6 protein-coding genes are annotated in these 12,613 nt (G+C 72.3%); 1 reads left to right on the forward strand and 5 read right to left on the reverse strand.

The genetic code is table 11. The features are described 5' to 3' along the window. Positions 1 to 10: 10 nt before the first annotated feature. Positions 11 to 2,641: a plectin 1 isoform 8 gene (locus OV427_RS13110; RefSeq protein WP_267856427.1), complete on the reverse strand. Its 2,631-nt coding sequence runs from the start codon at positions 2,639 to 2,641 to the stop codon at positions 11 to 13. 200 nt (positions 2,642 to 2,841) lie between these two features. Between OV427_RS13110 and OV427_RS13115 the strand changes: the two genes are divergently transcribed. Beyond that, entirely contained in the window at positions 2,842 to 5,445 is a 2,604-nt protein-coding gene (locus OV427_RS13115) for a M16 family metallopeptidase (RefSeq protein WP_267856428.1), read from the forward strand. Between the two features lie 3 nt (positions 5,446 to 5,448). On the opposite strand, the gene OV427_RS13120 is transcribed toward OV427_RS13115, so the two are convergent. Genes OV427_RS13120 through OV427_RS13135 form a run of 4 tightly spaced genes read right to left on the reverse strand, consistent with a single transcriptional unit; the run spans position 5,449 to position 12,610 of the window. Further along, positions 5,449 to 10,347, reverse strand: a complete 4,899-nt coding sequence (locus tag OV427_RS13120; protein ID WP_267856429.1) for a hypothetical protein — start codon at positions 10,345 to 10,347, stop codon at positions 5,449 to 5,451. A 32-nt stretch (positions 10,348 to 10,379) separates the two neighbouring features. Beyond that, positions 10,380 to 10,895, reverse strand: a complete 516-nt coding sequence (locus OV427_RS13125) for a hypothetical protein (protein WP_267856430.1) — start codon at positions 10,893 to 10,895, stop codon at positions 10,380 to 10,382. Between the two features lie 3 nt (positions 10,896 to 10,898). Continuing rightward, a complete protein-coding gene (locus tag OV427_RS13130) occupies positions 10,899 to 12,017 on the reverse strand; it encodes a PilW family protein (RefSeq protein WP_267856431.1) in 1,119 nt (372 codons plus the stop codon). Beyond that, positions 12,017 to 12,610 carry a type IV pilus modification PilV family protein gene (locus OV427_RS13135; RefSeq protein WP_267856432.1) on the reverse strand — a complete coding sequence of 198 codons (594 nt, stop codon included), beginning with the start codon at positions 12,608 to 12,610 and terminating at the stop codon, positions 12,017 to 12,019. Before OV427_RS13135 ends, OV427_RS13130 begins: the two co-directional genes overlap by 1 nt. Positions 12,611 to 12,613 lie beyond the last annotated feature (3 nt).

Genomic DNA, 12,613 nt, shown 5'->3' on the forward strand with positions numbered 1-12,613 from the left:
AGAGGAACCTCTACTTCTTGCCCTTCAATTGCGCCTCCAGCCGGGCAATCTTCGCCTTGTAGCCAGCCGCGTTCTCGAGCGCTGTCTCGGCTGCCATCAGCTTCCGCTTCAGGTTGGCGACGTCCGTCTTGAGCCCCTCGCGCTCGGACTCCGAGTCGCCCGGGGCCGCCGAGGCTGCCGCCCCCGCGAGCTTCTCCTCGAGCGCCTTCCGGGCCGCCTGCTCTGCCTTCAGGGAGGCCTCCGCCTGCGCCAGCTTCGCCTCGGCCTCCGTGCGGGCCTTGCTGGCCTGCGCCAACTTCGCCTCGGCGTCCGTACGGGCCTGCGCCACCTGCCTGGCCTTTGCGTCGGTCTCCGCTCCGGCCTGTCCCGCCTGCGCCAGCTTCGCCTCGGCCTCCGCTCGCGCCTGGTCCGCCCGCTCCAGCTTCGCCTCGGCCTCCGCTCGCGCCTGGTCCGCCCGCTCCAGCTTCGCCTCGGCCTCCGCTCGCGCCTGGTCCGCCCGCTCCAGCTTCGCCTCGGCCTCCGCTCGTGCCGCGCCGGCCTGCGTCGCCTTCGCCTCGGCTTCCGCCCGGGCCTTTCCCGCCTGCGCCAGCTTCTCTTCCGCCGCCGCGCGGGCCGCGTCTGACTTGCTGGCCGCCGCCGTCTGGGCCTTGGCCGCCTGGAGCGCGCCCTCCAGCATCTTCACCTGCTGTTGCAGGCGCTCCGACTTGTCCGCCTCGGCGCGCGCGCCCTCCAGCTCGTCCTGGAGCTCCGCCAGCTTCGCCTCGGCGCCGCCCTGCCCCGCCGTCAGCGCGTCCACCCGCGCCTCGGCCTCCGCCGCCTTGACCTCCGCGTCCGCGCGCTCGGCCTCCGCCGCCTCGCGCCGCACCCGCTCCAGCGACACTTCCTCCTGAGCCTGCGCCGCGGCGCCCTGAGCCTGCACCGCGGCGCCCTGGGCCTGCGTCAGCGCCCCCTGCAGCCGGGCCAGCTCCGCCTCGCGCTGCCCGGACGCCGCCTCCAGCATGGACACGCGGGCGGCGAGGCCCACGCGCTCGGCGTCCTTGGTGGCGACCTTCATCTCCGTCGCCGCGAGCTGCTTCTTCAGCTCCCCGTGCTCGGCCTGCGCGGCCTCCACGGCGCCGGTCAGCTCGGCCACCTTGGCCTCGGCCTGGTGCACGGCCTCGCCCAGCGCCGCCGCGTCCGACTCCATCCTGTCCCGCAGCGACACCTGCTCGACTTCGGCCACCTCCAGCGCTTCCTTCAGCGCGGCGGCCTCGCCCTCCGCCGTCTGCGCGCGCTCGCTGGCCTGGGACAGCCCCTCCTCCAGGGCCTGCGTCCGCTCCGCCGCCTTGGAGAGCTCGGCCTCCAGCCGCGCGTTCAGCTTCCCCAGCTCCGCGGTGCGTCCCTCCAGCGCCTGGCGCAGCGCGGGCAGCTCCGCGGCCTCCGCGGTGCGCGCGGTGAGCGCCGCCCTCAGGCCGACGATTTCCGCGTCCTTCAGCGCCAGCGCGCGCTCCAGCTCCGTCACCTGCCCCTGCAGGCCGCGCAGCCCGTCCTCCACCACCGCCAGCTGCTTGCGCGCCTCGTCCCGCTCGGACTCCAGCGTGCGGGCCCGGTCCTGCGCTTCCTCCAGCGAGCTCTTGGACCACTCGCTCTCGGACTCCAGCGCGCTCAGCCCGCCCTGCGCCTCCGCCAGCGCCGCCTCGAGCTGCCCGGCGCGCAGCGCCAGCGACTCCTTCTCCGCGGTGACCGCCTCCAGCTCGCCACCCAGCCGCTCCACGTCCGCGACGACCTGCTGGTACTGCTCCTGCACCGCCTCCAGCGCGCCCTGCGCTTCCGACTTCTGCGCGGCCAGCTCCGCCACGCGGTCCTGCGCCAGCGACAGCGCCTCCTTGGCGCCCACCAGCTCCTCGGCCACCGCCCCGCGCGAGCCGCGCTCCTCCTGCAGGTCCGCGTTGAGGCGGGGGACTTCCGACTCCACCTCGGCCAGCGCCCGGGACAAGTCCTTGCGGTCCGCCTCCGCCCCGGCCAGCTCCGCCTCCAGGGCGGACACCTTCGCCTCGGCCTCGGCGGCCCGTGCCTCCGCGCCCGCCAGGGCCTCGGACACCTGGGTCAGCTTCGCGGGCGCGTCCTTCACCGTCGCCAGCTGGGCCTTGGCCTCCGCGGCCTCCTTGCGCGCCAGCGTCAGCGACTGCTTCACCCCGCTCAGCTCACCGTCGCGCTCCGCGTACAGGGTGCGCGCGCGGGCCAGCGTCTCCGTCTTCTGACGGACGACGGCGCGGAAGTACTCCAGCTTGTCCTCCGGAGAGCCCCCCATGGGCATCCGGATTTCGGGGGGCTCGCCGAAGGGGTCATTGCCCGGCACCCGAACGGCACGGGCCGCCGGAGCCACACCCGTGGCCCCGGCCGACGTGGCCGGCTTCGGCACCGCCACCGGGGAGGCGGGCGCACCCGTGCCAGCAGGCGCGGCGGCCAGGGGGGCGGCCGGACGGCGGGGCGGCAGCGGCGGCGGAGCGGCGGGCGGTGGAGCCGAGGGCGGGGGCTTGGGCAGGGGCCTGGGGGCAACGGCGACGGGTGCGGGGGGGGCCGCTCCGGCGCTGGTGTCTTCCAGGCCCAGGCTGTCGCGCAGGTCCGCGAACGGATCCACCTCTTCCGGTGGTGACGGCATGGGCCCGTGCACGTTACCGCCCACAGGCGCGCATCACCAGGGACGCGTGGGGCGGGGGGCGTGGGCGGTCCGACCTTCCGGCCGGACGGCAGCCATACAGTCCCCTCGACGCCGGGGGGGCCGGACGTTAGCCAGTGGGGGAAAACATCACACCTTGTCTTGCCGGCCCCCGGGGCCGGTGACAGCTTCGGACGTTCCTTATGGCCATCCGCTACGCGCTACCCAACGGGCTCACCGTTGTCTTCGAGGAGCAGCACGCCGCCAAGGTCGCGGCCTTCCAGGTCTGGGTCAAGGCCGGGAGCGCCGACGAGCGGCCGGACCAGGCCGGCCTGGCGCACCTGCACGAGCACATGCTCTTCAAGGGCACCGAGCGCCGCGGCCCCGGTGAAATCGCCCGGGACGTCGAGTCCCACGGCGGCGAAATCAACGCCTGGACCTCCTACGACCAGACGGTCTACCACATCGTCATCGCCAGCCAGTTCGCCCGCACGGGCCTGGACATCCTCGGCGACGCCGTGCGCCGCTCCTCCTTCGACGCGGACGAGCTGGCCCGCGAAATCGAGGTGGTGTGCGAGGAAATCAAGCGCAGCCAGGACACGCCCTCCCGGCGCGCCTCGCGGGACTTGTTCTCCACCGCCTACCAGGTGCACCCCTACAAGCTGCCCGTCATCGGCACCGAGCAGAGCGTGCGAAGCTTCACGCGGGAGAAGGTGCTGGAGTTCTACCACCGGCACTACACGCCGAAGAACCTGGTGCTCTCCGTGTCGGGCGACTTGCGCGAGTCGGAGCTGCGCGAGTGGGTGGAGGACATCTTCGGAGGGGACTGGGGCCGCCCGTACGAAGGCGGGGTGAAGCGCACGGACGAGCCGCTTCCCACCGGCCGCCGCGTGCTGCTGCGCCCGGATGACGTGAAGGAAGCGTGGTTGCACCTGTCCTTCGGTATCCCCCAGGCGGACCACCCGGACACGCCCGCGCTGGACGTACTGGCGATGATTGCCGGCCAGGGCGACGCGTCCCGGCTGGTGCGCGAGGTGAAGCGCCGCCACAACGTGGCCAACGACGTCCACGCCTTCGCCTACACGCCGAGGGACCCGGGCCTCTTCTCCGCGTCGCTGACGACGCAGCCGGCACATGCCGCCCGGGCCATTGAAGAGACGGCGCGCGTGCTGGCCACGCTGCGCGTGACGCCCGTGACGGCGGAGGAACTGGCCACCGCCAAGGCGCTGGTGGAGGCCGAGGCCGTGTACCAGCGTGAGACGGTGCAGGGCGTGGCCCGGAAGATGGGCTTCTACCAGTCCGGCATGGGCAGCCTGGAGGCGGAGGCGCGCTACTACGAGGCCGTGCGCGGCCTGACGCCCGAGCACCTGCGCTCGGCGGCGGAGCGCTACCTGCGCTTCGACCGCGCCGTCGTCACCGGCCTGCTGCCCCAGGGCACGGACTTCACCGAGGCGCAGGTGCACGCGCTGCTCGACAAGGTGGACCGCGAGCCGGCCGCAGCCCCTCCCGAGCGCAAGGCGCGCAAGGTGCCCGCGGGCGAGCCGACCATGCGCATCGCCAAGGCGTCGGCCTCCGGCCCCAGCGACATCATCGTGGAGAAGCTGCCCTCGGGCGCGACGCTGGTGGTGCGCGTGGAGCCCGCGGTGCCGCTGTTCGCCATGCGCGCCGCCTTCGCCGGTGGCCTGCGCTACGAGACGCCGGCCGACAACGGCATCACCACCCTGCTCACCCGCTGCCTCACGCGCGGCACGCCGTCACATGACGCGGAGGACATCTCCCACCTCATCGACGCGTATGCCGGCAGCCTGGGCGGCCAGGGCGGGCGCAACTCGGTGAGCCTGCGCGGCGAGTTCCTCTCGCGCCACTTCGAGCCGGCCTTCCGCCTCTTCGCGGACTGCCTCCTCAACCCGTCCTTCCCCGAGGTCGAAGTCACGCGCGAGCGCACGCTGCTGCTCCAGGACATCCTCACCCGCGAGGACAAGCCGTCCAGCGTGGCCTTCGACCTCTTCGGCAAGACGATGTACCGCTCGCACCCGTACCGCCTGCCGTCGCAGGGCGAGCAGGCCTCGGTGGAGACGCTGACGCCGGAGAAGCTGCGCGCCTGGCACGCGGCGCACATGGACCCGTCCCAGCTCACGCTCAGCGTGGTGGGCGACGTGAAGGTGGACGAGGTGCTCGCCCTCGCGCGTGAGTACTTCGGTGCCTCGCGCGGAAAGGCCGCCCCGCCGCCGAAGGTCGCCGTCGAGCCGCCTCCCGAGTCACCGCGCGAGGAGAAGAAGGTGCTGGCCCGCGCCCAGTCGCATCTCGTCCTCGGCTTCCCGGGTGCTCGCGTGGGAGAGCCGTGGCGGCACGCGCTGGAGGTCCTGTCCACGGTGCTGTCCGGCCAGGGCGGGCGGCTCTTCGTGGAACTGCGCGACAAGCGCTCCATGGCCTACAGCGTCAGCTCGTTCGCCATCGAGGGCGTGGACCCGGGCTACTTCGCCGTCTACATGGGCACCAGTCCGGAGAAGGTGGACGCGGCGCTGGCCGGCATCCGCGCGGAGTTGCAGCGCGTGCGCGACGAGCCCATCCCCGAGGAGGAGCTGGCTCGCGCGAAGCAGCACCTCATCGGCACGCACGAGATTGGCCTGCAGCGCAACGGTGCCCGCGCGGGGCTGCTGGCCATGGACACCTGCTACGGCCTGGGCCTGGACAACTTCCTCCACTACGCGGACCACGTGGCCGCGGTGACGTCGAAGGAGGTCCAGGAGGTGGCGCGCCGGGTCATCGACTTCGACCGCAGCGCGCTCTCCATCGTCGGTCCGTAATCACTACTTGCAGGCGCGCGCGTCCACGTGGCGGCAGACGTGGACGCTGCGCGGCACCTCCACCCAGGAGATGTCCTGGGCGGGGTTGTCGTTCTGCCGCAGCGTGTCCTGCGTGGGCGACTTGCCCACTCCCATGTCCAGCGTGGTGTAGCGGATGGCACCCGTGCGCGAGAGGGTAATCACGCTGGCCGGCTCGGCCGGCGGTGACAGCACCTCGCGCGACTTGAAGGGCATGTAGCCCACCAGCTTCCCGTCGTCGTCGAAGAGCTTGAAGCCCTCCGCCTGGTCCGGCCAGCCGGTGATGATGTCCATCTGCCACGAGCGGCCCACGTCCCCCGCCCCCGCCACCTTGCAGTCTCCGGGCACGGTCAGCGGCGGCATGAAGGACGGCCAGGAGACGATGCCGCCGAGGATGCTCGAGCCCGCGGCCGTCTTCTCGTCCAGCCCGCCGTAGCGCACGAACCAGCCGGCGCCCGTGGTGGGCGCGCGCGGCAGCGCGGCCAGCGCCTCCGGGGTGATGTAGCTCTGCATGTCGCCGCTCGGGAGCCGGCGTGCACGCAGGACATTCGGTGGCACGGTGACGTCGCGCAGCCCGCAGCCCTGGCCGGTGGGGCACGCATCATCCGTATCCGTCCATCGCTGACCGTCCAGCAACTGCGCGGAGGCCGGGTCCGAGAAGGTGCGAGCACCGCCGTAGTTGTAGAAGCCCACGTAGGTGTTGCGCGGTACCTGGTTCCGGTCCCCATCACTCAGCCGCAGCTTGCCCTTGCCACCCGAGGCGAGCCGCTGCGTCTCACATTGCCACTGGCTCCCTTGCAGCGTGCACTCGCTGCGCGAGCCCGAGGGCACGCTGTTGTTGGGCGGGAATTTGTAGCTTCCAGAGCCCAGCGCGGCGCCATCGCAGTCGATGGACAGCCGCGTCAGCTCCAGCTTCCCAGGCGCGCACACGTTCACCGGCGCGCCCGACGTCACGTCCTGGTTCCGGGTGAGCACACCGCCGGAGTATTCGAGCTCGTGGGTGCGTGACACGCCGCCCACAGCACCGGCCAGCGTCAGGGAGACGTCGCACTTCATCCGCACGCAGGCCAACAGGTTGTCGGGGCCGCACGCGTCGCCCTCCGTGTCGCGCAGGTGCTGCCGGTCTCCCGTGCCCAGGTACGTGCGCAGCCAGCCCGTCTCCGGCTGGAGCGTGTTGGAGGCGATGTTGAAGAACGGCGTCTTCTGGTGGGCGGGCAGCCCCCTGGCAATCTCGAACGTCCGCGCGCCGTGCCAGTTCGTCACGGTGCCGGTGCTGTCGTCGCCCGGGGCGAAGAGGCGGAACGTCCACACCTGCCCGCCCAGGTCGCCCACCACCACGGTGTCGAAGAAGCCGTCCTGGTCCGCCTTGATGTCCAGCGCCTTGCCCACGTCCACCAGCGCGGGCGCGGCGGCCACCGGCATCAGCGCGTCCGAGCCGAACGTCCACAGCTTCTGCCCCGTCCACGCGTCCAGCACGTACAGGCCGCGCCCCCGGGTGAGGTCCGCGCTGTAGCCGCCATTGAGGAAGACGGCCCAGCGCTCCTCCCAGCCACGCGCCTCACGGAGGCTCTGCAAGCGCACCGGGCCGATGGGCGGCGGCTTGGGCGCGAAGTTCATCCACGCCTGGCCCATGCGGGCCGACTCCGGGTCGCACGCCTGGGGGAACATCCAGCGGAACGGGCCGGCCGCGCCCGCCAGGTTGCCCAGCATTCCGTACGGGTCCGTCACGTCCAGCGCGCTGTAGCGCTGCCCCCCTTCCCGCTCGGTGATGACGGCCAGGGTGCGGAACTCCCCCGGCTGCTTCACGCCGTCGCCCCGGTTCTTCCCCTCGGAGGCATCCACGTGGTTGTCGTCGAGCCCGTCCACCCAGACCTCGCGCGCCATGGCCGTGCCGTCCACCAGGTACTCGTGGCCCCGGACGAGCAGCCCCAGCTTGGGCAGCAGGTCCGGAGGGATGAAGGCCCACAACTCCTGGCCGGTGCCCAGGTCGTAGAGGTCGTCCAGCGCGCTGGCGCGCTCGCGAGCGTCGATGGCCCGCCCCGCGTGCACCGCGTGCAGCATGCCGCCGTTGGAGCCCACCAGCAGGAAGCGGTCCCTGCGGCCCTGGGCCTGGAGGTACTGGCCATAGGCGCCGTAGTCGCCCTCGGCCAGGCGCAGCGGCGGCTGCATGGGCGTGGCCTGGTAGCACGGCTTCGCGGAGTTGCCACCGCCGCACACCGGCTCGGCCGTGGGCGGCGTGCCTTCCTGCACATAGTCCGCGTAGAGCGTGCGCAGGCACTGCGGGGCGAGGCCGAGGTCACACAGGAAGGGCTCCGCGGGCGGCTCCACCAGGATGGGCGAAGAGTGGAAGATGTCCCCCAGCTTGCAGGAGCGGCTGCTGTCCCCGGCGCACGGCCGGTCCTCGTCGCGGTCCCTGTCGCCGTCCGCGTCGAAGACGTCCTGGCCCCGGACGAAGGCGACGACGGCGCGGGCGCACTCGAGCTGCTCCGCCGCGGCGCCCGTCCACACCTTGTCCAGCCGGGTGAAGACGTCCGCGCAGAAGGCGTCACCGCCGGCCAGCAGCAGCGGGCGCAGCTCATCCGCGTGCTGCAGGTCGAAGGGCACGGGCGGGTTGTCCTCCTGGTCATAGCGCCCGTTGCCGTCGCGGTCCTTCAGGGTGAAGAGGCAACGGCCGCCCGTCTCGCTGATGGGCGTGCCGGGGCTGCCAAGCTGCTCGCACGGCGCGGAGGCGCTGCGGCGGCCAAGCGTCTCGCCGAGATTCCAGAAGGGCACCGCCGGGTCTCCGCCCTCCAGCCGTCCCGCGGCGTTGCGGCGGGCCGTGTTGGCCTTCACCCACTCGCCGGAGACGTTCTCCTCGACGATGTTGTTGCGGGCGAAGGCCGTGGGCTGCGGCACCTTCCCGGGACCGGGCGTGAAGCCCGCCGGGCGGTCCAGGTAGAAGGAGTCGTCACAGTCGCCGTCGCCGTTGAGGTCCAGCGGGTCCCCCTGCTGGGTGCGAGCGCGGGCCGCGTCGCAGCCCTGGGCGAACTCGCCGTAGAAGTAGAAGCGGTAGAGATGGCCCTCGTAGGGCTGGCCCTTGCGGGGGATGAAGCGCGGCACGTACGCGGAGGTCTGCGCACTGCCGGCCTGCACGCTGGCGACGCTGGCGGAGGAGAACGAGGTGGCCGTCTCGCGCAGGTCGCCGATGGCCGTCATCAGCGCGTCGCGGAGCTGGGCCGGCGCGTCCGCGCGGTAGAAGTGGCCTCCGCCCGCACGCGCCATGCTGCGAAGCATGGGACTGTTGTCACCGTAGCCAATCGTGTACGTGCGCACCGACTGCATGCCGTCCAGGTCCCCGCGCAGGTCCGCGTTGGCGAGGAAGAAGGCGACGTCGTCCATGAAGTTGCGGTTACGCGCGTCGCCGCCCTTGGGGCCGCTGTCGTCGTCGTCCTTCCCGTCGCCGTCGGTGTCGATGAAGTAGTCGCAGTCCTCCTTCGTCACGCCGTACAGGTCGCAGTAGTTCACCCCGCCCGGGTCCTGCTTGTTGGTGGGATTGAAGGTCAGCGGCGTGCCGTCCGGGTGCTTCGCGCCCGCGCCCACCAGCAGATTCAGCATCCTGGCGACGGGCACGGTGTTGTCGTTGTCCGGGCGGCCATCGGACAGGACGATGACGGCGCTGGCCTGGCACGCGGCGCACACGGACTTCTGGTCACCCGGGCCCTCCAGCGGCAGCGGGTCCGCGTAGTCGCCGCCCAGGTGGGTGAAGTCGAATTCCTTGCGCGCCCACGTCTTGCCTCCTCCGGCCTCGTCGCCGCGCGTGCCGCGGGGCTCACCGGGGTAGCCATTCTCGGCGTCCACCGGGTTGGTGAACCACTTCGCCCAGACGTTGTCCTGCCGCTGCGAGGAGAAGTACGCCCCGAGGCTGTAGAGGGACTCGCCGATGGAGCGCTCACTGTTGATGAACTCCACGGCGTTGACGGCATTCACGAGCCCGGAGCGCTGCAGGTCATCCTCGGAGAAGAGGGGCCACGACTTGTCGCACGTCGGGCGCACGGGCCGCAGGAGCCACGCGGGGTCGAAGAGGTCATCACTGTGGCTGAAGGTCGCCACGCCCATGCGCAAGTCGGGCACGGTGTTGACGACGTCCTTCAGCACCTTGCGCGCGATGACGAACTTGGGCGGCCGCACGTTCAGCACGCGGCCACTGAGCACCCAGCGGCGGCGGTCTCCGCCGTCCTTGTCGCCGCGATACCAGCCCACGGTGCGCAGGCACGCCGCGCAGGCCGCACGCTTCGCGGCGTCGCCGGGCCAGAGTCCGCAGGCGCCCTCGGGCTGGGTGAGGCCCCGGGTGCCCTTGAAGTCGCGCAGGACGGTGTACTGCTGCGTCGAGTCACCGGCGGTGTCTCCGTTGCCCAGCTTCTGCAGCGGCAGCCGCGTGCCATAGGAGAGGTAGTACTGGTCCGGGTCGAAGAAGCCACGCCCACCGCCCAGCGTCGCGTCCGGGTCGAACACGCGCGAGCCGTTGAGGCGAGGGTCGGAGGACTGGAGGTCGAACCAGGCCATGCCCGCGCGCAGCGTCGGGTCATCGCATCCGGTGACGGTGGGAACGGACTCCGGCAGCGACTCGTGGAAGTCCTGCATGGAGGCGTTGTTGCCGAGCAGGAAGATGGCGGCGGGCGGACGCGTCCGGGCCTCGAAGAAGTCCTTGTCCGCGCCGGAGGGGGCCTGGAGCATCGCGTCCCCCATGGCCACGGGGCCCGTGCAGCACGCGGCGAGCGGCGGAGGTGTCAGGGCGCCGGAGACGGCGAGCCCGGCGGTGAGGAGGACGGCGGCCCCGGCCACGGCGCCCACGAGGGCGGTGCGGCGGCGCGGGAGAGGACGACGGAACATGGAGGACAGGCGCATGGGGGCGCTCCTGTGTGGGGAAGGAATGGGAGCTACAGGCCGAAGCGGAGGGTGAACTCGACCTCGCTCTCCGCGCCTCGGGCGTCCAGGCAGTGGACGATGACCTGGTAGGTCTGCCCGCCGAGGCCAGAGGCGGGAGCGACGACATTGGTGAGGTCTCTCGCGCTGGAGCGGCGGCCGTGCGTCACCTGCGGCACCAGTCGCACGCCGCTGACGGTGGGCACTTCGCCCACGTGCCCGCTGCGGATGCAGCGCGCGTCGTCACCGGACACGCTGCCGTTGCACCCGGGCAGGCCCGCCAGGTCCAGGCGCTGGTCCGTGGGTGTGAGCTGCGTGGGTGAGTTTCCGATGAGCCGGAAGCGCGACAAGAGGTACTGGCGGCCAGCGTCGGCGCAGGCCACCAGTTCCTCGCTGGAGCGGAAGCTGCTGGCCGCGCCGCGCTCGGCGCCGGAGAAGCCGATGGCGGCCATGGCCAGCACCGTCACCACGGCGAGCAGGATGACGACCAACAACAACACCGAGCCCCGGGGAGAGGACGTGCGCTTCATGGTTCAGCCTCCAGCACAGAGGAGCCCGTCGGCGGGCATGCGGCCCGTGCATGCGCCGGGCGTGGTGGTGTCCTGGGAGTAGGCCGGCAGCGGCATCTCCGTGGAGCGCAGGTTGCGGGGCACGAGCGTCGTCTCGTAGAGGAAGCGCCGGAAGCCGGCCGGCGCGGGCAACGCCGTCTCTCCGGCCATGGCGGGGATGCGGGCCTCCATCCCCGCCTCGCGCAGCACGGAGTCCGCCAGCGAGGCGCGTGCCACCAGACGCAGGCGCACGGCGCGCACGTTGGCCGGGTTGTCGTTGCGGCGCAGCGGCGAGCCCGCCGGCGTCTCGTAATCGGGTGGCGGATGGGCCACGTCCCACCGGGGCACGAAGGCGTCGCCGTTCTCCCGCAGGAAGGTGACGCGCAGGGCCTCGATGCCCTCGGCCACCGGCTCGCCCACCGCGTCCGGCCGCGCGCCCAGTCCGTGCGCGCGGAACAGGTAGGGCCGGGGCGGCGTGCCCGGAAGGCCGTCGTCGTCCACCAGCCGCACCGAGTAGTCGTGCACGTCCACCTTGAAGACGCGGGCGGGCAGCCCCGCCGCGCCGTCGAAGCAGGGCTCGTCGAACACCGTGCCCAGGTCGGGGAAGGTCCCCGTCGCGGGGTCCAGCGGCAGCACGGTGGGGCCATTCGACGCGGCCACGTCCTCGGACAGCCGGCCATAGCCCCAGCGCATGGCCCCGGGACAGACGACCTGGAGCACCTGCCCCCGCCGCAGCGACACGGGCAGCGACGCCACGCTGATGCTCCCGGCGGAAGCGCCTCCCTGCTCCGCGACGGCGGCGCTGAACATCAAGTCCCGCGAGCGCACCACCAGCCGGTCCGACGCGTTGGGCCCCGAGCCCGCCCAGTCGTCCGGCAGGCCGAAGGCATACGCGGGCTCCAGGCCGTAGCCCGCCATGCGGAGCTGCCGCGTCAAATCATGCAGCGCCTGGCGCATGCCGGCCTGCCCACCCCGGATGCCTTCCTGCGTGTAGACGCCCCGGGCGAAGGCGATGAAGGCCGCCGCCACCGCGAGCACGGTGAGCATGGCCACCGTGGTGCCAATCAACATCTCAATCAACGTGAAGCCCCGCCGAGCGCGCATCACCGCCCCCCGCCGATTCCCGTGAGCGACACCGGGTTGAACTTGATGACCTGGCTGGTGACGCGGCGGACGGTGCGGCCGTCGTTCCACGTCACCAGCACCCACACCACCTTGCGCGCACCGGAGTGCGCCTGCGCCGCCGGCACCGGCTGCCCTTCCGCGTCCACCTCGGTGACGACGAAGTAGCGCCGGTAGCGGTCCCACTGGCCGGCGCCCACGGGGAAGTCCGACTCCGGCAGCCCGTGCCACGGCTGGGAGTGGAGCCGCGCCTCGCCATGGAGGCAGGCGACGTAGGCGGCATGTCCGGGAGCCGCCGCGTCCAACAGCAGGCCGGCCGCGTCGGTGGGGTCCTCCGCGCACGGCGAGCCCGAGGGCACCAGCCGCGCGTCGTCGTACCCCCAGAGCTGCACCTGCGCCACCAGGTCCGTGGCCACGGCCACCGCATGCACGTGGCGGCGGGCGGCGGCGGTGGAGGTGCGCGCCTGGATGATGGCGCCGAGCAGGCCCGTCATCCCCAGCATGAAGACGATGGAGGCAATCATCGCCTCGATGAGCGTGAAGCCGGCGCTCCGGCGTGAGGGCTTGCGAGTCATGGC

The sequence above is a fragment of the Pyxidicoccus sp. MSG2 genome, assembly GCF_026626705.1.
In the GTDB taxonomy this organism is placed as follows: domain Bacteria; phylum Myxococcota; class Myxococcia; order Myxococcales; family Myxococcaceae; genus Myxococcus.

Coding starts and splice junctions, on each gene's coding strand:
- OV427_RS13110 (WP_267856427.1), bottom strand. CDS start 2,641: ATGCCGTCACCACCGGAAGAGGTGGATCCGTTCGCGGACCTGCGCGAC.
- OV427_RS13115 (WP_267856428.1), top strand. CDS start 2,842: ATGGCCATCCGCTACGCGCTACCCAACGGGCTCACCGTTGTCTTCGAG.
- OV427_RS13120 (WP_267856429.1), bottom strand. CDS start 10,347: ATGCGCCTGTCCTCCATGTTCCGTCGTCCTCTCCCGCGCCGCCGCACC.
- OV427_RS13125 (WP_267856430.1), bottom strand. CDS start 10,895: ATGAAGCGCACGTCCTCTCCCCGGGGCTCGGTGTTGTTGTTGGTCGTC.
- OV427_RS13130 (WP_267856431.1), bottom strand. CDS start 12,017: ATGCGCGCTCGGCGGGGCTTCACGTTGATTGAGATGTTGATTGGCACC.
- OV427_RS13135 (WP_267856432.1), bottom strand. CDS start 12,610: ATGACTCGCAAGCCCTCACGCCGGAGCGCCGGCTTCACGCTCATCGAG.